This window comes from Burkholderia sp. KBS0801 (genome assembly GCF_005937855.2).
In the GTDB taxonomy this organism is placed as follows: Bacteria; Pseudomonadota; Gammaproteobacteria; order Burkholderiales; family Burkholderiaceae; genus Burkholderia; species Burkholderia ambifaria.
In genome coordinates this window covers 789,400-813,009 of record NZ_CP042178.1, presented here as the reverse complement: position 1 = coordinate 813,009, position 23,610 = coordinate 789,400, and the positions used below count along the sequence as shown (strand labels likewise).

General features: G+C 63.0%; 19 protein-coding genes and 2 pseudogenes. 7 read left to right on the top strand and 14 right to left on the bottom strand.

Features of this window, described 5'->3' with window-relative positions:
• Positions 1–50: 50 nt before the first annotated feature.
• From FFI87_RS20495 to FFI87_RS35235, 3 genes and pseudogenes are all read right to left on the bottom strand, one after another.
• Positions 51–2,324 (bottom strand): LamG-like jellyroll fold domain-containing protein, encoded by a 2,274-nt coding sequence (locus FFI87_RS20495; protein ID WP_012366553.1) that lies wholly within the window; start codon positions 2,322–2,324, stop codon positions 51–53.
• 188 nt (positions 2,325–2,512) lie between these two features.
• A pseudogene (locus FFI87_RS20490) lies at positions 2,513–2,808 on the bottom strand (transposase domain-containing protein); the annotation flags it as partial.
• Between the two features lie 50 nt (positions 2,809–2,858).
• On the bottom strand, positions 2,859–3,146 hold the full coding sequence (locus tag FFI87_RS35235; RefSeq protein WP_175692134.1) for a hypothetical protein: 288 nt from the start codon (positions 3,144–3,146) through the stop codon (positions 2,859–2,861).
• A gap of 12 nt (positions 3,147–3,158) precedes the next feature.
• On the opposite strand from FFI87_RS35235, the gene FFI87_RS35230 reads away from it, so the two are divergent.
• From FFI87_RS35230 to FFI87_RS20460, 6 genes are all read left to right on the top strand, one after another.
• Complete coding sequence (locus tag FFI87_RS35230) at positions 3,159–3,782, top strand: hypothetical protein (RefSeq protein ID WP_315852913.1); 624 nt, start codon at positions 3,159–3,161, stop codon at positions 3,780–3,782.
• A 228-nt stretch (positions 3,783–4,010) separates the two neighbouring features.
• Positions 4,011–4,910: a LysR substrate-binding domain-containing protein gene (locus tag FFI87_RS20480; protein WP_012366554.1), complete on the top strand. Its 900-nt coding sequence runs from the start codon at positions 4,011–4,013 to the stop codon at positions 4,908–4,910.
• 183 nt (positions 4,911–5,093) lie between these two features.
• Positions 5,094–7,595 carry a CoA transferase gene (locus FFI87_RS20475; RefSeq protein ID WP_138849319.1) on the top strand — a complete coding sequence of 834 codons (2,502 nt, stop codon included), beginning with the start codon at positions 5,094–5,096 and terminating at the stop codon, positions 7,593–7,595.
• Between the two features lie 61 nt (positions 7,596–7,656).
• A complete protein-coding gene (locus FFI87_RS20470) occupies positions 7,657–9,315 on the top strand; it encodes a GMC family oxidoreductase (protein ID WP_244100022.1) in 1,659 nt (552 codons plus the stop codon).
• Between the two features lie 102 nt (positions 9,316–9,417).
• Positions 9,418–10,881, top strand: a complete 1,464-nt coding sequence (locus FFI87_RS20465; RefSeq protein WP_012366557.1) for a purine-cytosine permease family protein — start codon at positions 9,418–9,420, stop codon at positions 10,879–10,881.
• A 354-nt stretch (positions 10,882–11,235) separates the two neighbouring features.
• Positions 11,236–12,426, top strand: a complete 1,191-nt coding sequence (locus tag FFI87_RS20460; protein ID WP_138849321.1) for a YbfB/YjiJ family MFS transporter — start codon at positions 11,236–11,238, stop codon at positions 12,424–12,426.
• 103 nt (positions 12,427–12,529) lie between these two features.
• Here the strand turns inward: FFI87_RS20460 and FFI87_RS20455 are convergent.
• From FFI87_RS20455 to FFI87_RS20405, 11 genes and pseudogenes are all read right to left on the bottom strand, one after another.
• Positions 12,530–12,746, bottom strand: a pseudogene (locus tag FFI87_RS20455) (IS5/IS1182 family transposase); the annotation flags it as partial.
• A 201-nt stretch (positions 12,747–12,947) separates the two neighbouring features.
• The gene (locus tag FFI87_RS20450; RefSeq protein WP_138849322.1) at positions 12,948–13,898 is read right to left on the bottom strand and encodes an NAD-dependent epimerase/dehydratase family protein; all 951 of its coding nucleotides are present in this window, start codon (positions 13,896–13,898) and stop codon (positions 12,948–12,950) included.
• Positions 13,895–14,902: a fumarylacetoacetate hydrolase family protein gene (locus FFI87_RS20445; RefSeq protein ID WP_012366560.1), complete on the bottom strand. Its 1,008-nt coding sequence runs from the start codon at positions 14,900–14,902 to the stop codon at positions 13,895–13,897. The genes FFI87_RS20450 and FFI87_RS20445 overlap by 4 nt, the downstream gene beginning before the upstream one ends.
• Positions 14,899–15,495: a cupin domain-containing protein gene (locus FFI87_RS20440; RefSeq protein WP_138849323.1), complete on the bottom strand. Its 597-nt coding sequence runs from the start codon at positions 15,493–15,495 to the stop codon at positions 14,899–14,901. Before FFI87_RS20440 ends, FFI87_RS20445 begins: the two co-directional genes overlap by 4 nt.
• Positions 15,492–16,307 (bottom strand): cyclase family protein, encoded by an 816-nt coding sequence (locus FFI87_RS20435; protein ID WP_138849324.1) that lies wholly within the window; start codon positions 16,305–16,307, stop codon positions 15,492–15,494. Before FFI87_RS20435 ends, FFI87_RS20440 begins: the two co-directional genes overlap by 4 nt.
• A 2-nt stretch (positions 16,308–16,309) precedes the next feature.
• Entirely contained in the window at positions 16,310–17,512 is a 1,203-nt protein-coding gene (locus FFI87_RS20430; RefSeq protein WP_138849325.1) for an MFS transporter, read from the bottom strand.
• 16 nt (positions 17,513–17,528) lie between these two features.
• Positions 17,529–18,659, bottom strand: a complete 1,131-nt coding sequence (locus FFI87_RS20425; RefSeq protein WP_138849326.1) for an FAD-dependent oxidoreductase — start codon at positions 18,657–18,659, stop codon at positions 17,529–17,531.
• 35 nt (positions 18,660–18,694) lie between these two features.
• The gene (locus FFI87_RS20420) at positions 18,695–19,054 is read right to left on the bottom strand and encodes a Rieske (2Fe-2S) protein (protein WP_138849327.1); all 360 of its coding nucleotides are present in this window, start codon (positions 19,052–19,054) and stop codon (positions 18,695–18,697) included.
• 19 nt (positions 19,055–19,073) lie between these two features.
• Positions 19,074–20,027: a VOC family protein gene (locus FFI87_RS20415; RefSeq protein WP_012366566.1), complete on the bottom strand. Its 954-nt coding sequence runs from the start codon at positions 20,025–20,027 to the stop codon at positions 19,074–19,076.
• A gap of 31 nt (positions 20,028–20,058) precedes the next feature.
• On the bottom strand, positions 20,059–21,219 hold the full coding sequence (locus FFI87_RS20410) for an alpha/beta hydrolase family protein (protein WP_138849328.1): 1,161 nt from the start codon (positions 21,217–21,219) through the stop codon (positions 20,059–20,061).
• Positions 21,220–21,306: 87 nt separating this feature from the next.
• A complete protein-coding gene (locus tag FFI87_RS20405; protein WP_138849329.1) occupies positions 21,307–22,221 on the bottom strand; it encodes a transporter in 915 nt (304 codons plus the stop codon).
• Between the two features lie 302 nt (positions 22,222–22,523).
• Between FFI87_RS20405 and FFI87_RS20400 the strand changes: the two genes are divergently transcribed.
• Positions 22,524–23,450, top strand: a complete 927-nt coding sequence (locus FFI87_RS20400; protein WP_138849330.1) for a LysR family transcriptional regulator — start codon at positions 22,524–22,526, stop codon at positions 23,448–23,450.
• Positions 23,451–23,610: the final 160 nt, after the last annotated feature.

The window sequence follows — 23,610 nt, the reverse complement described above, 5'->3', positions numbered from 1 at the left end:
TCCTGAAAGGAAGAGGTTCATCGCAGGGCCCGCCACCGGGCCCCGCGCAATCAATTCGCCATGAGCGATGCAATCTGCGCAGCGCTGAGCGCACCGCGATAGATGCGGAAATCGTCGATCAGGCCGTGGAACGTGGCGTCGGCACTGTATTGCGATTTGCCCAGCCAGTTCTGCGTGGTACTGCCAAGGCGGAACGGCGCCTGGAACATCGCCGTGTTGGTACTGACGGGCGTGCCGTCCACGTATATCGTGCCGGTCGAACCCGATAGCGTGACGGCCACATGCACCCATCGCTTGCTCGGCAGCTCGGTGGGGGCGTCGATGATCTGTTCCGGAGGGCCGTCACCGGGGCCGTTGGCCGTCATGGCGAAGCGCATGCCGGCCCAGCCGTTGCGCAACTGCCCGCGCGGCGTGAACATCATGTAGCGGTGGAAGCCCGTGCCGAAGTCGAACAGGCGTGCCCACGTTTGCGCGCCGTTCCAGAACACCCAGCTGGCGATGGTGAAGTCCGACACATCGGCCAGCAGATCGTCGGGCAGCGCCACATACGCGCCCGAGCCGTTGAGCGAGACCGCGTTGCCGCTGTGCCCCGCCGCCCACGTTGCGCCGTTGAGCGTGCCATTGCGCCCGTTGCCCGAGCTATCGGCGGCCGTGATGCCGCTGCCTTCATCAAACGTGAGGTGCGCAAGCAGCTGCTGCGCCGTGATCACTTTCACTTCGTTGGAGAGCGCCGATTCGCCCGCAATCGTTTGCGCGGTCACGACATAAAAATACGTGCCGGCACCGGCGGGCATATCGGTATAGGTCAGCAGATCGGTGATACCGCTCTGGATGGTGCTGTACGGTCCGCCGGCAATGGTGGCGCGCTTGACGTTGTAGCTGACGGCGTTGCTGCTGCCCCACCACGACAGCACCACCTTGCCCGCGCCGGCGTAGCCGGTCAGGCCGGTCGGCGTTGCTGCAGGGGTGCCGGGGTCGAGCGTGCAGGTGAGCGTGCCGTAGCCAAGCTGGTCGAAGCCGCCACTGTTGGGGCCGTAGTTGCCGCCGCCGCCTTCTGGTGCCACAAGCTCGGCAGCGCGCTTGGTGTAAGGCGCCGCCAGACCTTTGCGGTTGATGTAATGGTTGGCCACCAGCGCCCAGCAAGGCCGCCCCAGGGCGCCGCCTTGCCCGCCGGCGGCGAACTGCGTCTGGATGACGCCGGCGCTGTTCTGGTACGTGACGAAAGGCACCGTGTAGAACGCGCCATCTGCCTGCTTCAGGTTGGCCTTGGCCACGTATTCCGCGCCCGCCAGAAAGCGATTGTTGTCATAGCCGTACAGATCGATGCCCTGATTCCACGCCATCTCGCAAATGGCGCCCGTCAATGCAATGCCGAGCGTGCTGTGGCCCTGGTCCCGGCCGGCTTCCTGCCATTGGCCGAGGTTGCCGGGGTGCATGTAGTACACGGCTTGCCGGATACAGCCATTACTGCCACCGGTCTTGAAATGAGTGACGGCCTCGTTGACGAGCTCGGCATCGTCGCACAGCACCCCAATGGCCAGGACACAAGCGATGTTGGCAAGGCCCCAGTTGGCCCAGTAGTGCGTGTCCATCGCGGTGTCGATACGGGTCAGGAAAGCGTGACTGACCGGGTAGAAGACGTTGCGCATCATTGCCTGGAACGCGGCGAGCCCGGCCGGACTCCAGCCGCTGTAGCCGCGCATGATTTCGGCTGCGTTGGCGAATTCGTAGCCGTAGATGCCGGCGGCGAGCGCCACGTCGCTGCCGCCAAGCGTCGTCAGCGTCGCGGCCCATTGGTCCAGATACTCCACGGCCTTGTCGGCATAGCGTTTGTCGTCCGACACCTTCCAGCGCAGCGCGTCGCCATAGGCGGCGGCGATGTCGTTGTAGAGCGCGCCGTAGTTCTGACCGTGCGTGGGATCATTGCCGCGATAGATGCCGACCTGCGGGTTCGGCTTGTTCGTCAGGCGCGTGTGACCGTTGGCGACGAGCACGTTCCAGCTGTCGATCCACGGGGAAGCGTGGGCCCCGACTTTAGCGCGCATGCGTTCGAAATCCGCCTCGGTATGCAGCAAGCCGGGATGCGTGAAGGCGCGGGTCTGGGCAATGCCTGCCGACGTCGCCCCTGCGTCGATACCGCCCGAAGCTGGAGCCACTCCGGACGCCTGGCCGGTGCCGTTTGCCGTTGGTCGCTCACCGCCTGTAACCGCGTTGCTTCCGTCGCCGCCGCATCCGGCCAGAAGCGTTGCACCGAGCCCCATCACGAAATGGCGTCGTGCAATATTTTCGATGTCGCCGAGTGGGACGATTTCCTCGGGTAGCATCGTCGGTGCTCCGTTGTCTCGCATGTCTGGATCCCCAGTTTTTTAGCTATGGTCGAAGCGACAAAAATGTACGAACCGTTCCGTATTCGTCAGGAACGCGTAGCATTCTATCCAGTGCGGTAGGGATGTAATCAAGCGAAAAAAAACATATTCACAAATGACACGCACTTGTCACATCGGTGATGCAGGGATTTGGGCGGTTCGTGCCGTACGACTTCCCGTGGCAGACTGGGATCGAGTGGTTTGCCGTGACCGCGCTTCTTGCGCGTTTGCGCGGCGATGGTCGTTTCCGGGATGTATTCCTGAGCGGGCGTCGCTTTCGCGCCGAGTGCATCGGCTTCGTTGAACAGACTGAGCTGGTCAGAGTCTCGCGCCTCGCTCTTTGGGACAGTTCGCGGCGGTATGCCCGCAGCCACTCTGATGAATCGATACATGGCCGTGCACGACGCAGACAATGATGAGAAAAGCGTAGCCTGCGCCAGATTGTTCAGTTTTTCTGATGCCAGGGGTTTGAGGTCGAGCATACTCCGGCGATCAGGCCGTCGCGACGGTGGCGCCCAGAATGCCGTGCTCGACCAGAGTGTGCGACACGAAGCCGAACTCGATCGCTTTCACGACAAATTCATTCAGTAGGCGAAATGCGGCCGGTCTGCCCTTGGGTGTTCCCATCGCCTGCTCGATGACCATGAATTGGCCGGGAAGCATTCGCAAACCGGACAACCTGTTTGCATCGAATTCGAGTTGCTGCCTGACGCCAGCCGCGACTTCGCACCCTTGCGCCAGCATCGTATCGACGACTGCCGGCGAGGTCGCCGCTCTCACGAGCATCGCATTATGAAGCACGCGCGTGAGGTAGAGATCGTACGCGCTACCGTTGCCAACGACGACACGGGTGCCGATTGCGTCTACCTCGTCATTCGACCGGATAGGAGAGACCTCGGGCACGAGATAGGCACCCTCGATCAGGACGTAAGGGCGGGTCTGGTCTATTGCTTTGCCACGCACGGGGTCGCGAGCGACGAACGCAACGTCGTCCTGCAACTCGCGACAGCCATCCCTGGACTGATTCTCGCGCCCGTCATTCGACGCATGCCGGATCAGCGGCCGGCCGCTGTGTCGGTCAGCTTGATATCGGCCGCGTCGCTGCTCGGGCTGATCTGCTTGCCGGGCCTGGCTGTGGTTTGGGCTGCGCTGCTGGGCTTCGGAAGTGGGGCAAGCATGATTCTCGGCCTGACCTTCGTCGGCCTGGGCACCCGCTCCGCCGAGGTGGCGGGGGCGCTTTCCGGCATGGCGCAATGCATCGGTTATCTGATGGCGGCGGCTGGCCCGATGGTCGTCGGTGCAATCCACGACTGGCAACGAGGCTGGTCGGTTGCGCTACTCATGGCAGCAGGCGTCGCGCTCCTCGGGGCATGGGCCGGGCTGCTCGCGGGCAGGAAAGTACGCGTCGAGGCCTGACTTCCCGCAAACAGGCTCGTAACGACGAGCGACATCCCCCCAAAATCACAAAGGAACAACCTCCCCGTAAGTCACGGTGTCGCCGACTAGATACACGATCTCGTTCTGGATACGCGGTTGGGCGAACAACTCTGCCTTGTACAGGCCGTTGAGCAATCTGTTTCGAGTGATAGACTTGGATGAGAGGGCGTCACTCGACCGTGCCCCTGCTCACTACACGGGTACTCGATGAAAAGACTGCCACCGCTGAACTGGTTGCGCGCATTTGAATCTTCCGCACGGCATTTGAGTTTCACGCACGCAGCAAACGAACTGAATCTCACGCAGGCCGCCGTGAGCCAGCAGGTCAAAGGCCTCGAATCGCAACTCGGCGCCGCCCTGTTTCGTCGGCTCCCCCGCGGCATCGAAATGACGGAAGCGGGTCTGGCCTATCTCCCAGTCGTTCACGAAGCGATCGAGCGCCTCGCTATCGCGACGGACGAAATCTTCGGTCAAGTTAATCTGCGCGTACTGACAGTACGCGTCAGCCTGGTGTTCTACACACAATGGCTGGCGTCGAGAATGCCCGAATTCCGTCGGCTGCGCCCGGACATCAATCTGCGGATCACGAGCAACATCTGGGGAGGCGACAGCTGCGTGACGGATGTCGAAGCCGATCTGGAAATTCGCCACGGCCACGGCAAATGGGCCGGGCTACGCGCCGAGCGACTCACGTACGACAAGCTCGTGCCCGTCTGTTCGCCGAATCTACCCTCCGCATCGCAACCGCTCGAACGCCCAAGAGATCTCGCCGGTCACGAACTTCTGCACGTACTCGGTTACGAGGAAGGTTGGGGTTATTGGCTACGCAAGGCCGGCGCAGCCAAGGTCGACTCATCGCGCGGCATCTACTTCGACACGCTGATTTCGGCCCTCAAGGCTGCCGAACTCGGTCAGGGCGTCGCGCTCGCCCGCTCGTCCCTGGTCGAGCAAATGCTTGCAAATGGCCAACTGATCGCGCCGCTCCTGCCGCACCTTCCAACCCAGGAAGCCTTCTGGCTCGTCTATTCCCCACACGCGATCGTTAACCCTAATGCGAAGGCGTTTGTCGACTGGCTCGTTGCCGCAGCAACCGACAGTCCGTCTTGACGCCGCCGCAGCCATAAAAAAAAACGCCCCATCGCCGCTTTTTTTATCGCTTTACCGCCTTCCCGCCTTGATCGACAGTTCGCTCTGGGAACGTTATCCGCGTCGGCGATGCGGATGACGCGATGAAGGAACGCGATAAAAAATGCAGACGGCCGCGCGCCGCTGCGCTGGAGGCGAGACAGCATGAAAGCAGCACAAGACAAACGACCACTCCATGGTGTGAACGTCATCGACTTCGGTCAGTACATCGCGGGACCGGCGGTCGCCATGATCCTCGCCGATCTCGGTGCGAAGGTCATTCACATCGATCCACCGAACGGCCCGCTTTGGGACAGCCCTGCCAATGCGGTGCTGAACCGGAACAAGCTCACCGTCAAACTGGACCTCAAAACAGCCGACGGCGTCGAGCACGCGCTCACGATGATCGAGCACGCCGACATCGTAATCGAGAATTTCCGGCCCGGCGTACTCGCTCGCCTGGGCATCGATTTCACCGCGCTGCGAGCTGCACGACCAGAACTCATCACGCTGTCGTTGCCGGGCTTTGCGAGCAACGACGAACTGCGGCGCGAATGGCGAGCATTCGAACCCATCATTGCGTCGGCTTCCGGTGTCTTTACCGACATGGGCCAGAACCGCGTGCTGATGGGCATCAACCCGAGTTTCTCGCCCCTGCCGCTCGCTTCGTCGTACGGCACCATGCTTGGCGTCTCGTCGGTCGTGCTCGCGCTTCAGGCGCGCGAGCGCACCGGCCATGGCGATCAGATCGAAGTGCCGCTGTCGTCGGCCGTGCTCGAAGGGCTGTCCTACAACTCCATCAAGATCGACGGCTATCCGGAGCGCTACAAAACGCTTCGCGAGAAGGAGGTGGAACGCCGGCGGGCCAGCGGGCAATCCATGGATCTGTCGTACGAAGCGCTACAGGAATATCTCGACCCGTTCTATCGCACGTACGACTGCGCCGATGGCCGCAAATTCTACGCCGTGTGTCCGTCGCACAATGCCCATGCGAAACGCTGCCTGCAGGCGATGGGCATTTACGATGAAATGGTCGCGGCTGGACTGCCAGCCGTTGCCGATTGCTATCGTCCCGTCGATGAATGGGAAGCCGATGCCTCGCTCGGTGTGTATCCGCTGCCGGCCCATTGGGCCAGCCGTATTTCGGCGCGCATGAAAGAGGTGTTCCTGACGAAGACGGCCGCCGAATGGGAGCGCATCTTCGGTGAAGGCGGCTTCCCCGGCGCGCCCCATCGCACCACCAAGGAATGGCTGCACGACGAGCATGCGAATGCCTCCGGACTGGTGGTGACTGCCTACGATCCGGAATTCGGCTCGATGAAGCAGCCGGGCCCCATCGCGTGGCTGGAGGACAGCGTCGACGAGATGCTGCCCCCCACACCGCGTTGCGCGGTCATGGCGAGCGAGGCCATCGCTATGCTCGCCGCGTCGCCACGCGCAAAACCCGCCGCTGCTGCCGGCGAACCTGGCCAGGGATGGCTGGAAGGCGTGAAGATTCTCGACCTGACGAACGTCATCGCCGGTCCGCATTCCACCTCGTTTCTCGGACGCTTCGGCGCCGACGTGATCAAACTCGACCCGGTGGCGCCGAATTACGACCCTTGGAACACGGTGGTGTTCGGGATGTCGTCCGGTCGGGGAAAACGAAGCATCCTCGTCGATCTGAACAACGACGACGGCAAGGGGGTGTTCCGTCAGCTCGCGCGCTCGGTCGACGTGATCGTCATGAACGCCCCCGATCGGCAGCTCGCTCCACTCGGCCTCGACGAGGCCAGCCTGAGGGAACTCAACCCGGGCGTCGTGTTCTGTCAGCTCGATTGCTTCGGTGGTCCCCGACGCGGCCCCCGGACCGACTATCTGGGCTACGACGACTTGATCCAGGCCTGCACGGGCATCATGGTCAGGTTCGGCGGCGGCATGGCGACGCCAGAAGAACACGCGCATGTCGGCACCATCGATGTGATGTGCGGCTTTGCTGCCGCGCTCGGCGTTGCTGCCGCACTGTACCGCAAGGCGCGGACTGGCCAGGGTGGACGCGCACGCACGTCCCTGGCGGCGCTCGGTAACCTCGTGCAGATTCCATATTGCTACGACTACTCGGGCCGCGCACCGTTCGACGAGCCCTCGGGCCGCGACGCGACCGGGTTCGGCCCGCTGTCCCGCTTCTTCCGCGCTGCCGATGGGTGGCTTTACATCCATACCGGGCCGGACGAGTTCGGCAAGCTCGATCACGTTGAGGGACTGCGCGGCATTGCAGCTTCCGAGACCCCGGTTGCGTTTCTCACACGCGCCATTGCGTCTGCTCCCGCCGCGCTGTGGCAGACCCGTCTGCAAGCGGCGAATGTGGCCGCGGCCGTGCCGGACAACCTCGAGAACATTCGCCGCGAGGCCAGCCGCCCTGCCGACGGTCGCCCCGGCATCGATCTGGGCAGCTTCGCGTTCAGCGTGTTCGATTCGCATCCCAGCGGCCATCGAGTCACGCAACTCGATCCCATCGCGGTGCGGCCCGCTTCTGCGGCTATCCGCGCACTGTCACCCGCCGAAAAGTTCGGTGCCTCGACGCGCGCCGTCATGCGTTCGCTCGGCTACGCGGAAGGCCGCATCGACTCGCTGATAGACCAGCGCGCGATTGGCGTCAGCTGGTCCGACGACTACCTGCCGCGGTGACAGACGGCGATCTTTCTAGCTCTGTATCACGGATTCAAATTACTCAGTCATGCGAAATGAGATGACGCATCATCGCAAGTCCATCGGAACATTCGATTACATCGTGATAGGCGCTGGCACGGCAGGATGCGCGCTGGCCAGCCGACTCAGCGAGGACCCTCGAACATCGGTGCTCCTGCTGGAGGCAGGTGGCAAGGATGACTATCACTGGATTCACGTGCCGGTCGGCTACCTCTACTGCATCGACAACCCGCGCACGGACTGGCGTTTCCGCACGGAACGCGAAGCGGGGCTGAACGGCCGCGCCCTCGGTTACCCGCGTGGTCGCGTGCTGGGAGGTTGTTCGTCGATCAACGGCATGATCTACATGCGCGGCCAACGGGAAGACTACGATGAATGGGCCCGTCTTACCGACGATGCGGGCTGGCAGTGGAATTCGGTGTTGCCTCTGTTCCGGCGCAGCGAAGACTACCACGGCGGCGCAAGCGATCTGCACGGAAGCGGGGGGCCATGGCGGGTCGAAAAACAGCGTCTGAACTGGCCGATTCTCGAGATTTTCTCTCAGGCCGCACAACAGATCGGCATCCCGGCAACGCAGGACTTCAATGGCGGCGACAACAACGGTGTCGGCTACTTCGATGTGAACCAGCGACGCGGCGTTCGCTGGAACGCAGCCAAGGCGTTTCTGAGACCCGCCGCCGCTCGCCGCAACTTGACCATCGTCACCCTCGCGCAGACCGAGCGCCTTCGATTCGACGGAACGCGATGTGTCGGAGTCGACGTGCGGGTCGGCGACGAACCCATGCTTGCCACGGCGAATCGGGAGGTCATCTCGTGTGCCGGCGCGGTCAACTCACCGAAGCTGCTCGAGCTGTCCGGCATCGGCGATCCGGATCGCCTGGGCGCGCTCGGCATCCCTGTGCGGGTCGCGCGTCGAGGCGTTGGAGAAAATCTCCAGGATCATCTGCAACTCCGCATGGTGTTTCGCATCGACGGTGCGAAGACACTCAATACGCTCAGTGCGTCCTGGTGGGGAAAGCTGCGGATCGGCATGGAGTACGCGGCGAAGCGCAGCGGCCCGATGGCGATGGCTCCGTCGCAGCTCGGCATTTTCACCTCGGTGGATCCGAACCACGCGAAGATCCGGCCAGATGTTCAGTACCACGTGCAGCCGCTGTCGCTCGACCGCTTCGGCGAGCCCCTGCACAAGTTCGACGCGATCACGGCCTCGGTATGCCAGTTGCGGCCCACCTCCCGAGGCACCATTCACGCGGTATCCGCGGACCCGTTCGCACCGCCCCGCATCGCTCCGAACTATCTGTCGACCGAATTGGACCGCGCGGTTGCGGCCAATGCCTTACGCCTCACGCGACGTATCGTGGCGGCACCCGCCATGGCGCCGTTCAAGCCGCGCGAAATCCTGCCCGGTATCGCGTTCCAGAGCGAGGACGAACTCCGTCAAGCAGCAGGCGACATCGGCACGACGATCTTCCATCCGGTCGGAACCTGTCGGATGGGGCGCCTGGACGACGCGGATGCCGTTGTCGATTCGCGACTGCGCGTGATCGGCGTACCGGGCCTTCGCATCGCCGATGCGTCGATCATGCCCACCATCACGTCCGGCAACACGAACTCGCCGACCTTGATGATTGCCGAACACGCGAGCGACCTGATCCGAGAGGATTGGGCCCGGCCGCAATCCCGAAACGGTCCGCCATGAGCACGCGGCCAGCGAGTAGCAAGCGCACAGGATCGATGCGTCACGCCTGACCGGACGACGCGTCGGAAGTACCGGTCACAACGAAAAAATCAGGAGACAACGATGCAGCAGAGAACGATGCAACAAAGCAGTGCGTCCGTCGTCGCGGAGCAGACCAAGTCTCGCTTTGGCGTCGAGCGTCGCTCGATCGACTACGTTCCGCATGAGGAGCGCCACGGCAAGATTTGGCAACTCGGTACGATCTGGTTCTCGGGATCCACCCAGATCGCGACATTGGCGGTCGGTGCGCTCGGCGGCGCGATGGGCGCGAATTTGCTGTGGACAGCGATCGCAGCCGTCCTGGGCGCGGCATTCGGCACCTTCTTCATGGCGTTTCATTCGACACAGGGGCCCCAGCTCGGGCTCCCTCAGATGATTCAGTCGCGCCCGCAGTTCGGGTACATGGGCGCGTTGCTGGTATGGGTCGTCGCCCTGGTCACCTACGTCGGTTACAACGCGTTCAACCAGGTTCTTGCCGGTGACTCGGTCCACCAGTTGCTGCATGTCGATGCCAAGGCGGGCTTGATCGCATTTACGGTGCTGTCGCTCGCCGTCGCCTTCTTGGGCCATGACTGGATTCATCAGGCACAACAGTGGCTTGCCGTGATGATGACTATCGTGTTGTCGGTCCTGTCGGTTGGCATCGTCCTCACGGTTCACTTCGACGCAACGCAGTTTAGTGTTCACGAATTCCGCGCGGTGCCTTTCTTCATGCAATTCTTCGCGGCCGCGGCTTACCAGTTGAGCTGGGCGATCTACGTCTCCGACTACTCACGCTACATGCCAGCCAACGTCCGGGTGCGTACGTCGTTCTGGTGGACATACCTCGGTGCGTTCATCGGTGGCGCATGGATGATGCTGATTGGCACGGCGGCCGCTGCGGTTCATTCGAAGGTCGATATTGGTGCAGCTGTCAAGATGATCGGCGATTCGATCTTTCCGGGGCTTGGTGCCCTGACGCTTGTGTTGTCGCTCGCCACCCTGGTCACTATGACGAGCTTGAACTTCTACGGTGCATCGCTGACGCTGCTCAGCATCGCGGATTCGTTGAAACCGTCGAAACCGACCGTTCGAGCCCGCTTCATCAGCCTCGCATTCGTCGCGATCGTCGCCACCGGCATTGCATTGGCCGCGTCGGGCAACTTCATGACGAGGTTCGGTGATTTCCTCGGCATCCTGCTCTATCTCTTCACCCCCTGGACCGCGATTAATCTCGTCGACTTTTATTTCGTTCGCAAGACCGAGTATTCCGTCCGTGAGATTTTCAATCCGCGCGGCATGTACGGACGCTGGAACTGGCGCGGCTTGAGCGCGTATTTCATCGGTTTCGCCGCAATGCTGCCGTTCTCCTCGACGGGCTTCTACGTCGGGCCCTTCGCAAGGTTGTTGGGCAACATCGACATCGGCATGGTGATCGGGCTGATCGTATCGTCCGTTGTGTACTGGATGGCCTGCAGATCACTCGACTGTGATGCAGACCGCCGTCGTGCTCGCGAAGCCGACATCGGCCTGGAGTCCAGCGTCTAATCAGCTTCGGAATACTGCCAACCGCATGAACGGCCGACAACCTCGTCGGCCGCGTCGCTGCCCCCCCCGACCCCACTTGTTTTGGCCTTGATGAAAAGGCGCGCGTCTGAAGCGATGTGCCGTCGTCCGGCAGCGGCTTTCCCCTCAAGGAACTGCTGCCAGTCAATGGCACCCACGTTCTCCTATTAAGACGCTTTTCTTCTATGCACTGAGTTTTCGGTGCGATTCAATTGAGGTAACCGAAAGCGTGGACGTGCTAGATATCGTCAAAATGCCCTGCAACTCATGGTGCGCCGACCGCTTCCGCACACCGAACTCTTTTCTCAACACATCAAGTCACAACGAGCACGCGTCATGGATGCACCTGTTACACGTCTCAGTCCGACGGACGGCAGTTTGACTGCCGCAAAGGTGATCTTCGCAGGCATCTGCGCGATCATCCTGACCATCGGAATCGCGCGCTTTGCGTACACGCCACTACTGCCGGTCATGAGAGAGCACGCTGGCCTGAGCGGTGTGGCTGCCGGTTGGCTGGCATCGATCAATTTCGTCGGCTATCTCGGCGGCGCGTTGGTCGCATCGCGTATTCCCACGCTGCATCAAAAGTATGTGCTGTATCGTGCCGGCCTGATCACAGCGGTTCTATCCACCATCGCGATGGGGCTCACCGATAACCTCTGGACCTGGCTCGTGCTCCGCCTGCTTGCAGGCTGGGCGAGCACTGCCGGTATGTTGCTGTCCACTGGCATTGTTCTGAATTGGCTGATTCGTCAAGGCCATCGCGCGGAACTCGGCATTCATTTTTCGGGATTCGGCCTTGGTATGTTGCTATCGGGTACGACCGTCGCGTTGATCGCGAGTCGGCTTTCGTGGAGCCAGCAGTGGATTTTGCTCGGCGTTATTGGGGTGATTTTCCTAATTCCCGCGTGGCACTGGATGCCTCGCCCTCCTAAAGCATCGCCGGCCAGCCACGCCTCGACGGATAGGGCGCCGCCGTCGAAATGGATGATGATTTTCTACGCAGCCTATTTTTGCGGAGGCATCGACTACGTGATCACCTCGACGTTCATCGTCGATATCGTGCATGGAGTGCGAGCGGTCCAGATTCCTGCGAACGCAGTCTGGATCGTAATGGGTTGCATCGCAGTTCCATCCTGTTTTCTCTGGGATCGCATCGCATCCATCGTCGGAGAACTGAAGGCGCTCTTCTTCGCGTATAGCGTCCAGGCACTCTCGATCGGCTTGAGTATCTCCGCCAGTCACCCTGCACTCCTGGTAGCGGGCGCGCTTCTGTTTGGCAGCACCATAATTGGGACCGTCAGCCTGACGTTGTCGATCGTTGGACGTATTTTCCCCGCCAATCCCGCAAAAGCGATGGCGCGGCTCACGCTTGGCTTCGGCGTAGCCCAGATCATTGGGCCGTTGATCGCAGGGTATCTGCTCCATGCCAGTGGCAGCTATCAGCTAGCGCTGGTCTTTGCAACCATAGTAGGCGTGGTGGGATCGCTTCTGACCTTCGCGCTCAATATGGTGAGGAGGGGTTAAGACAATGCTGAACAAGCGGCTCTTTTCATGATGTCGTCGAGAGTTCGAAGCGTCGTGCTGTCGTACAGCGCTTCCTGCAGGCAAGATCCGCCAGGTTGAATCAGTGCTGAACGAAGCGGATTCGCAACATGCGCTCCAGCCCGATCGGCGGCCGACCGTTACCGCGTTTCGGGGTCGTGCGGCTCCACCAGCGCACACAACTCAGCCCACGGCACGATCGGCTCCATCGTGTCCAGAAACTCGTCGCGCCGCGTGCGTTTGCGCTTCATTTCGAAGCCCGCGCCTTCAGCGGCTGCCACCGCCAGCGCCTGCTGCTTCATCGTCGCTTGCCTTTCTCAGATCATGTCCACCGATCCATAACGCTTGGATCTCGCCGGTGGTGGACTTAATCAGCATTGCCTCAACGAGATGACCCAGTCCAAAAAACTCCGCCGTCCACTTTCGGGCCGCCGAGTGTCCGGCGCCGGAGGCTACGATGGTTGAAACTGAACGGATCACGATGACGAGTTTCGCACTGGAACTTACTCGCGCTCGAGCGCATGCGTGACAAGCGCGTCGATAGTACCGTCGTTCCGAAATCCCGCCTCGATGGCACGGCGATCGGTCAGCGGCGGTTGTCGTCCGAAAAACCGCTCGATCCGCTCCACCGGAGCGTAGTCGATGTCGAACGAGCCGAACCGCCGGACCAGCGCATCGACGATCTCTTGAACCGACAGATGCAGCACTGGGGGCGTCCAGACTCGGCCAACGTGCAACCCCTCTGCGGACATGCGTCCGGCGTGCAGCAGGTTGTCGACACAGCATCTGCGGGACATCCACCACACGGTGGCCGAAGGCAAAACGGGACACGTATAAGACTGTCCGCTCTGCGCCGCGCGGAAGATCTGGCTCATGAAAGCGGATCCATGTCCCGCAGAAAGCGCCGGACGAGCCACGATGCCCGGCAGGCGTAACGCACGGCCATCCAGCTTGCCGCGTCGCGTCCAGTCGGCAAGGATCAGCTCGCCAACCAGCTTGTGCACGCCGTAGCTCATCGTCGGGCGCGGCAGGGTGTGCTCGTCCACGGACGGGGGTAACGACTCGCCCAACGCCGCAACACTGCTGGCATAAACGACGCGCGCCGCACGCCCCTGCTCCGTCGTTTGCTTCGCCAGGCGTTCGAACAGCGCCAGCATCCCCGACAGATTTACCCGGTCGCCTTCAGCCGGTTCGGCTTCCGCCTGCGAGCCGGGCATGCTCGCCAGATGAAAGACGACGTCGACAGGTTTCGACAGCTGCGGCTCAAGAATCTCCGGGCTGCTGAAATCGCCGACCAGTGCCGTGATTCGCGCATCGTCGTACGGCCACTCCGCTTGCCGGTCGACCAACAACAATTCCGACACATCGCCAGGCTCCACGATGCCGTCGCGCAGCAGCCGTTCGACCAACGCCATTCCGACAAATCCGCCCGCCCCGGTCACCAGCACTCTCATGGCCGAGCCTCCTCGTCGTCGGCGCGCGGCGCGCGCACAACCCGTTGATCGATCGTACCGAACGGTGCGTTGCCGGCGTCATCGCGCGCCGTCATCCTGACCCGGTCGCCAAAGCGCATGAACCTCGTGCGCGCGGCCCCTTCGTCGATCATTTCGATCACGCGGCGTTCGGCGAGGCACGCCGAGCCCGCGTTGCGATCGGCATTCGACACCGTGCCGGACCCGACGATCGTCCCCGCCGACAGGCGGCGCGTGCGGGCCGCATGCGCGACAAGTTCACCGAAGCCGAAGTTCATCTCGCGTCCATGCGGATGACCAAACCAGCGGTCGTTCCATTCGACGTGCAGGCTCAGATGCACGCGGCCGTCGCGCCAGTGCTCGCCGAGTTCGTCGGGCGTGACGGCAACCGGTGCAAAGCTCGTAGAGGGCTTGGCCTGCAGGAAACCAAAGCCCGTCTTCATTTCGCGCGGGCCGAACGCCCGCAGGCTCCAGTCGTTGAGCTGTACGATCAGGCGGATGCAGCGCAGCGCACCGGCGGCCGATACGCCCATCGGCACGTGCCCCACCACCACACCGAATTCGCCTTCGAAGTCGATGCAGTCGGCCTCTTCAGGCAAGGGCACGTCGCTGGCCGGGCCGAGGAAGTCGTCGCTGGCGCCCTGGTACATGACCGGCACCGTATCGAACATGGGAATCGGCGGAGTATTGAACGCCTGCTCCATCAGGCGGCCGTGATTCAGAAACGCCGAACCGTCGCACCACTGCGGACTGCGCGGCAAGGGCGCAGCGCATGCGGCCGGATGGAATGGATACGCCTCGGGCACGCTACCGGCATTCAACGCGTCGTAACGCGCCTGCAGGCCGGGCGCGAGCGCGTCCCAGCGATCAAGTACATCAACCAGCGTCGTTGCGATCGGCGTGGCCTCGACGGCATGGCGCAGGTCGCGCGACACGAGCAGCAAGCGGCCATCGGCGCCGCCATCGGGCAAGGTGGCGAATTTCATCGTGCGCCTCCGCGTGCGGGTGTGTCGAGCATGGCGGCCACCGCCGGATCGTAGGCACCGTCGACCAGAACGAACAGCATCCGGCACGGACGGCCCGAGCGATTCGCCCAAGCATGGTTGGTCCCCCGCTGAATCACCACGCTCCCCGGCGCCAGTGCGACTTCAGCATCGTCAAGGATCAGGGTCATTTCGCCTTCGATCACCACGCCGTAGTCGATCGACTCGGTGCGATGCATCAGCGGATGCGGCGAGCCGGCCTTCACCGTCGAAGCAGCGGCGTCGCCGATCTGGCTGAACGCGTCGTGCATTTTCCTCGCACCATGTGCGAGAAATTCCGGCGTATCGGGCGGAATGTCGACGAAGCGCATACGGGTGCCTTGCGTTGGCGGCGGTAGCATGAGCACGCCAACCGTGGGATCGGCGCCATTGTCGACCATGGCGGGGCTCGACGACGTGCTCCACACTTCGTGGAATACGGTGCCGGAAATCGCGGCGATTTCCACCACGGTCGGCAGAGGACCGTCGGATGCGACGACTGCGCGACCGTCGCTATCGTGTCCGGTCACCACGCGACGAATCGCTGGAAAGCTCATGCTGCTGCCTCCACGTCGGTGTCATCGAAAATCGCGACGGCGCGCGTCCACCCTGCCGACGCTCCGCGAATCTTGTGCGGGAAGCAACTGATCGTGAAGCCGGTCGGCGGCAAGGCCGTGAGGTTGTGCAGCTTCTCCAGATGGCAATAGCCGATATCGCGCCCCGCCTTGTGCCCTTCCCAAATCAGCGACGTATCACCCGTTTCCGCGATCTTCCTGGCGGTGTAGGAGAACGGTGCATCCCAGCTCCATGCATCGGTGCCGGTCAAGCGCACGCCACGCTCCAACAGGTACATGGTCGCTTCGTAGCCCATGCCGCAGCCCGCATTGACGTAGTCGTCGTGCCCGTAGCGCGATCCGGCCCGCGTGTTCACGACGGCGATATCGAGCGGCTGCAGTTCATGGCCGATGCGCGCAAGTTCGGCCTCGACGTCGGCCGCCGTCGCGACGTAGCCGTCCGGAAAGTGCCGGAAATCGAGCTTCACGCCCGGCTGGAAGCACCATTCCAGCGGCACCTGATCGATCGTGATAGACGGTCGGGCCTCACCCAGGCTCGCATCCATCGTCGAGTGGAAATGCCAGGGCGCGTCAAGGTGCGTGCCACTGTGGGTCGTCAACGTGACCCACTCCGCGGCGGCAGCTTCACCATCGGGATAGTCCTCGGGTTTTGTACCCGGCAGCATCGCCATGAATTCGGGCAGCGTGTCGCCGTGCTTCTGATAGCTGATCCTCGGCGCGAGCGGCGGCGGATCGGAGAGAACGTCGTTCTCGAGATAGATGGAGAGATCGACGAACCGTCGAACGGGTTTCATGTTCAGACTCCTTGGGATGGGGAACGGCGATCGAGCCGCGAGAAGCAGATCGCCGCAGCGGCAGCGATCAGCACTGCCGCGAACCCGAGGCTGCCGTAGCCAGACTGCTTGACGAGCGTGCCGCCGAGCACCGGGCCGATGGCGGCGCCCGTCATCAGCATCGCTGGCGTCGCGGCAACGGCGCGGCCGGTGCGGTCGATGCGCGCCAGCATGCCGAACGCGAAGGTGTGGGTGAAGATCATCACGGCGGCAAAGACCGAAGTGGCCGCCGCGTACGGCACGAACGCCGCGCTTTGCGTGATGACCAGTGCCAGCGCGGCCTGCACAACGGGGCCCGCCTGCACGACCTTGCGGCCCGGCACGCGCGTTTCGAGCAGTCCCGCGACGGGAGCGGGAAACAGGTTGACGATGCCGAGCGCGATCAGCGTCGCGATCACGGCACTCAAACCGAATCCGCGATCGAGGCCGATACGCTGGACAAAACTGAACAGCATCGACTGCGTCAGCGCCATGCAGCCGACGCCCGCCATGCCGAACCAGACGACGCGCTCGAAGCGAGGCTCGTCGCCGGCTGCCGCGCTGCGGCGCGCTTGAATCGACGGAAACGCGAGCGCGCATGCGATCGCGGCAACGCCCATCACGCTCGCAAAAACGTGAAACAGCATCGGGCCGCCATGCGTTGCGATCAGTCCCGGCACGATGCCGAGAAACGCGATCGCGAAGATGCCGAGCGCGAGGCCGGAGATCGCGAACAGGCGATGCGGATTGCCGCTGCGCCCGACGGTGCCGTGCGTGAAGCTCAGGCCGCATCCGACAGCGATGCCCGCGACGGCATGCAGGGTCGCCAACATCAGATAGCGATCAACCGGCACGGACGTGATGCAGACGAACGCGCCCGCCGCGATGCCGAAGCCGACGGTCGACATCGCGCGCGCCGGCAGGCGATTCAAGCGCGGCGAGAAAAAGACGCTGCTCAGAACGGCACCCGCCAGGAACAGCGTGGCGAGCAGGCCCGCCTTCTGGGGATCTAGCCGATACGCACCGATCAACGTGCCGACCCAGACTGGCAAGGCCACCAGATCGACCATGCCGGCGCAATGCGCAACCATCAACGCAACGGTGCCGAACGCGCCAAGCCGCGTCGTGTCGGTCGATATCGACAGGTCGGCACTTGCCGGCGTCGTGGGGGAAAGGTTCGTCTCCATCGTGCCTCCGCTTGCGTCAGATAGGCCGCGCGAGACTCATATGCGTCTCGTGCATGATGCGCCGGTGTTCCTCTTTGTCGCCACCGCCAATCTCGATCTCGCCAAGACGCCCGGAGTTTTCCACCACCATGCGGCAGCGCTCCCAGCGGCGCGCCTGGAATGCCTGCAAGGCAGCTTCCACCGTCACACCGCGCCCCAGCTCTTCGGCAAGCACGATCGCATCCTCGATGCCAATGCCCGCGCCCGCCGCCATGTGCGGCGTGGTCGCGTGCACCGCATCACCGACGAGCACCACCCGTGAGCTGAACCAGGGCGCCGGCAGCAGCAGGCTTTCCAGCGGACGGTAGTTGACGCGCGATTCGGCGCCGATCTGCGCGCGGATGGACTGGATCAGCGGCACGTCGAAGATGGCCAGCAACTCGGACAGCATGCGCGGCCATTCGGCGGGATCGATGTAGTCGTTGGTCGGCCTGTCCTCGGTGACGAAGACGTACATTTCCTCCCGGGAAACCGGATTGACACCCGCCTTGATCCGGTGCCCCAGCCACATCGTCGCGCAAGCGATCTCCGCCGGTCGCGGCACCACGGCGCGCCACACGCCCTGGCCGGTATAGCGCGGCTTCGGCGCATCGGGAAACGCAGCGGCGCGCACTTTCGAGTAGAGGCCGTCCGCTCCCACCACGAGATCGTAGGTACCGTGCGTGCCGTCCGTGAACGCCACGTCCACTTGTTCACCGCGCGGCTCGATCCGAGCGAAGGTACAGCCGAGCTTCACGCGCACGCCGGCGGCGCGTGTCGCCTTGGCGAGAATATCGGCCAGCGCCGGGCGCATGATCGCACCGCCGCCTGGAACGTCCTCGCCAGCCACTCGCGGAGTCGGCAGCACGCCGATCGACTGGCCGCCGGCCGTGTACAGATTCACGCCGTCGCCGCCGTGGCCGCGTTCGAAGAAGGCGTCGAGCACGCCGATCGTGCGCAGCGCGCGCAACGTGGGGCCGCCAATGCTAATGCCGGCGCCGTACGAGCGCCAGCCCTGGTCGATCTCGACGAGGTCGACAGTGAGGCCGAGCTTCGCGCACTGGATCGCCGTCGCCATACCGGAAAAACCGCCGCCTATGACGAGGACGTGTTGCAGAGGGGCTGCCATCTGGGTGTCTCCTAGTTATGTCTGGTGTGGGTGTGTCATGTCGCGATCAGCACGATGGTGCCGTCGCCCGTCACGTCGATCTCGACGGGCGTCAGCCGCTGACCGAGGCACGGGCCGAGTACGCACTCGCCGCTTGCAATGTCGAACTGCGCACCGTGCGCGTGGCAGACGATGCGGGTGCCGTCGCCGTTCAGGTATGCGTCCTTGCGCCAGGCCATCTGCGTTTCGCCGAAAAAGTGCGGGCACGCGTCGCGATAGGCACGCACCTGCGCGCCGTACCGCACGACAAAAAGCGTGTCGTGCCCGTGCCCGTCGGGATCGAAGCCGCGCGCGCCGGGATCGGGCAGATCGTCGACGCTTGCGAGACGAATGCGATCGGGATATGTCTCGGACATGACGGAACGATTCTCGCCGTCAATCCGACTTCGCCGCCGCCCCCGGCGGAGGACCGCCCGGTGCCCACTTGTCGCGATGCTGGAACAGGAACAGTTGCGACGCGTCAGCGCCCATTGGCGCCTCGCGCGCGTTCCATGCGTCGTCGTGCAGATCCATGTCTGCGTCGTACTCGACGTGACAGCCGAGCGGGCTGTTGAAATACCAGAACCAGTTCGAGCCGAACCGATGACGCCCCGGCCCCCAGAACGACTGGTAGCCCTTCGCGACGAAACGCGTGCCCGCCTGCAGCACTTCGGTCGGTCCGCCCATATGGAACGTGAAATGCTCGCAACCCTTCATGAAAGGCGGCGTCTGAATCATGAACAGCGTGTGATGGTCGAGCGTGCCGGCCGGCTGCAGGAACGGCCCGACGCCCGTGAATCGATCGGTACAGCGAAAGCCGAGACGCTCCACATAGAACGCTTCGGCCTTCGCGGCATCCGGCACGAAGTAGACGACATGCGAAAGCGTGCGCGGAGTCAAGACCGCATCGTCGCTCACGGCCACGACGTTCGGCGCGCGCTGTGCAGGCGCGCCAGGCGCATTCACGGGTTCGGCGGGCAAGGCAAGCGAACGGCGCGTAGTGACCTGGAAGCCGATCGCGAAACCCATGTCGTCGAGCGATTCGATCGATCCGTCGGCGAGGGTGCTCACGTCGCGGTCGCGGCACAGTTCCGCCGCGATAGCGTCGATCGTCGCGGTATCGGCAACGCCGTAAATCGTCTTGCGCAGCATGCTTGCCGTCCCGAGCGCAGGCGGCAACGCCGGATCGGCGCGGCGCGCGATATCAATGCCCGTTCCGTCGAGTGCCTCGAAGCGGCCGCCGGTTTCGTCGCTGCGCATCGGCAGCAGCCCGTAGTCAAGCAAATATTGGTTGCAGGCGGTGACGTCGTCCACGCCGAAGACCAGCGTTTCGAGTCCGATGATGTTCATGAGGTGTGCGTGCTTGAGATGGGTGAAAGTGTCAGAGCGAGGTGCGTCCGCCGAGCGTTTCGGCGACCCAGTCGGCGATGAAGTGCCCGGCGTTGATCGAGTTGTCGAAGCTCGAATGCTGGACGCCACCTTCGCGCTCGGTGAAGATCTTGAGTTCGCGCTTGGGGCTGTTCACGAGTTGCTCGTAGGTGCGGTGAGCCCAGGCGACCGGGATCTGCGAGTCCTGCGAGCCATGCGTGACGAGAAACGGCACCTTGATACGATCGAGCACACCGTCGAGATGTACGTTTTCGGCGATGCGCATGAAGTCGTCGACATCCTTCGCGCCCCAGACCCAGCAGACGTGCTTCCAGTAGTGCGGCACCGGGAAGTTGCCTTCGCGCTGCTGGCGCTTTTTCTGGACGTCGCGCCAGTCGTGGTTGGCGCCCCACACCACACCGCAGGCGAAGCGCGGCTCGAACGCGACTGCGCGCGGGCAGTAGTAGCCGCCGAGCGACACGCCCTCCATGCCGATCCGCTTCGGATCGACGTCGTCCCGGCCCTCGAGCCAGTCGACGACCTTGCTTGCCCAGACCTCCGAGTTGTATACCGCATTCAGGCCGTGCAGCCGCAACGCTTCGCCGGTACCGGGCTGGTCGACGATCAACGACGATACGCCGCGCGCGGCCAGCCATGCCGGCAAGCCCACGAAGTACTTCATTTCCTTGGTCGAATCGAGTCCGTTGACCTGCACGAGCAGCGGACTGCGCGCGTCGGCGTTCTTCGCTTTCACAAGGAGTCCGGACAGATGCTGGTCGCCGTACGGAATGGCGACGTGCTCGCAGTTCTCGCCGGAGAGCGCGATGCCCTTGTCGAACGTATCGAGCGAGCGTCGGTAGAGTTCGAGACGGCCTGGGGCGTCGTGCGCGAGCATACGCTCGGCCGTGATCAGATAGATCACGGCACGCTTGTACTTCTCGCCCGCCGACAGCCGCCGCCCCAGTGCCTCGTCGTCCTGCGCGAGATCGCAAAGGCGATCGGCCTTCTCGACCCACGCTTCGCGAAACGCACGCGTGCCGTCAGCGTCCGGCTGCCTGGCCGCTTCCTGGAGCGGCCCGCACATATCCTCGATTTCGCCGATGCGCGCGCCCATTTCGATGGCGAGATTGACAGATAGATTCCAGACATAGTTGGTAGGAAAGTATCGGAACATGCTGATTGCCTTGATTGAAATTGCGTATTGCCTGACGACGGTGCTGATGACCGGTTCTCGCGTGCAGTCCGGCGCGCGACACGGTGCTCAGCCCTTGCGCCCGAAGCCGGCCCACAACGGGATGGCGATGTTCAGCCAAACGCTGCTGCTCTTGGCCGTATTTGCGGCATAGATGCCTTGCTGATAATTGAGATTGACGTTCCAGCTTCCCGCGTCGTACACGATCGACGGGCCGATGCCGAAAGTCCGCATGCGATTGCCCACGCTCACGCCGCCGGCCTTGTCGTCGCTGAACTGGTTCAGGTACGCGCCGACCACGCCGAGCTTCCACGGACCGAAGTTCCAGCCGGCGTCGAACTCGGCGACGTAACCGTCGCCCGAGCTGTAGTTCGTCGCGCCGTTCTTCAGATTGAGCAGGAAGCGGTTCGCGAGCGCGACGTCGATTCCGTTGGGAACGTTGTAGCGAATCGAGATCACCGGCTGCACCGAGGTGTAGCCCACCGCGACGCTCGACTTGACCGGGCTATAGGAGCCCGTCTCGAATGCAACGTCGATGCCCGACGCAATCGCCAGATTCGGCGAGAGATTCCATTGCAGCAACACAGGCGTCAGCGTGATGTTGGAGAGGCCGTTCTGCGTGCTCGACTGCCCGAACACGGTGCTATGCAATGACACAACGGGAATGACCAGCTGCGTATAGACGTTTGCGCCGAGTAGGTGGAACGGATACGCGGCCAGCAGACGCGTGGTTTCCGAAAACACCGACAAATGGAACGGAATCGGCAGTTTCTTGCCGTCGTTGCCATAGAGGCCGTTCGCAAAGCTGTAGTTGAACTGTTCGAGTGCAAACAGGCCGGGGATCGGCGGCAGGTTCGCGATGTTCGTCCCCACCGCGCCGGCCGGATACGGTGAAACGCCGCCTTCGAACGCCTGTGCATCTTTCATCGAACCCGTCGCCAACACGGCGCAACCGACAACGGCTGCGATCAGTTTCGTGGACATGCTGTCTCCTCCTCGGGGGCGCGTTTGCGCCGCCGGTCATCTCTTTTAATAATGGAAAGCGGGGTGCATACGGCCGAGGTGCAGCGGTACGTTCGATCCGAAAATGCCCTGACGCCAGCCTCCCGACGCGATGCGTCGGCTGCCGTCGCGTCGAGATGTGGCTAGGTTAAGATAGGCCGACGTATCCTAAAAATGGATTCGATCCATTGCCGATATCGACGGCGTCAATACTTTCAGGTTAAACCCTGATATTGCATAGGGCGAGTCCCGCGGTAGCGAAGAGGAAAACGGAGACAGCACGCATGAGGTTCAACAAGCTCGACCTCAACTTGCTCGTGGCGCTCGACGCGCTCCTGAGCGAACAGAACATCAGCCGGGCGGCCGAAAAGATCCATCTGAGCCAGTCGGCGATGAGCAACGCGCTTTCGCGGCTGCGGGAATTCTTCAACGACGAACTCCTCGTGCAGGTCGGTCGCAAGATGGAGCCGACGCCGCGCGCCGAGGCGCTCAAAGACGCCGTGCGCGACATCCTTGTGCGCATCGACGCGACGGTGGCGGCTCAGCCCGAATTCGTGCCGGAGCACGCGAACCGGCTGTTCCGTCTATTCGTTTCGGACTACACGATGACGACGCTCATGCCGCACCTGTTGGCGCTCGCTTACAAGGCAGCACCCGGCATCCGATTCGAGCTGCGCCCGCAAATCGCGTATCCCCACCGCGTGCTGGAACGCGGTGAAGCGGATCTGCTGATCATCCCCAAGGAGTATTGCTCGACCGAGCATCCAGCCGAGGTATTGCTCGAGGAAACCTACTGCTGTGTGATGTGGAGCCATAGCCCCCTCTCGCAAGGCGAGATGACGAACGAGCGCTACATGGCGGCCGGGCATGTCGTCGTGCAGGTCGGCGACGCACAGACGGCGCTCGAAGACTGGTTCATGCAGCGGCTCGGCGTTGTGAGACGCGTCGAGGCGAGCACATACAGCTTCGTGTCGCCGGCCCACCTGCTGGTCGGCACGAACCGGATCGCCACCATGCACCGGCGGCTCGCCGAAGATGCCGCTCGCAGCCTGCCGATCGTGCTGCGCGAGGTACCGGTGCCGGTCCCGACGTTGGAGCAGGCGATGCAATGGCACAAGCACCGGACCTCCGACCCCGGGCTCACCTGGTTGCGCGGGCTGCTGAAAGAGGCTGTCGCGAAGATGGACGAAGGGCGCCATGACGCTCGCTGAGCCGGCTCACGTAGACCAAAGGAACGTTGTCACCGTTTGCGAAGTAAAGATGTCACTTCGCCGGTTCGCAGCCATCCGAGAGCCGCGAAACCTCGTGAATTCAAGGATTGGGGAGCCGCGCATTAAAGTTGTCGCCGAGCGCGGTGCCGCCAAGACCGGT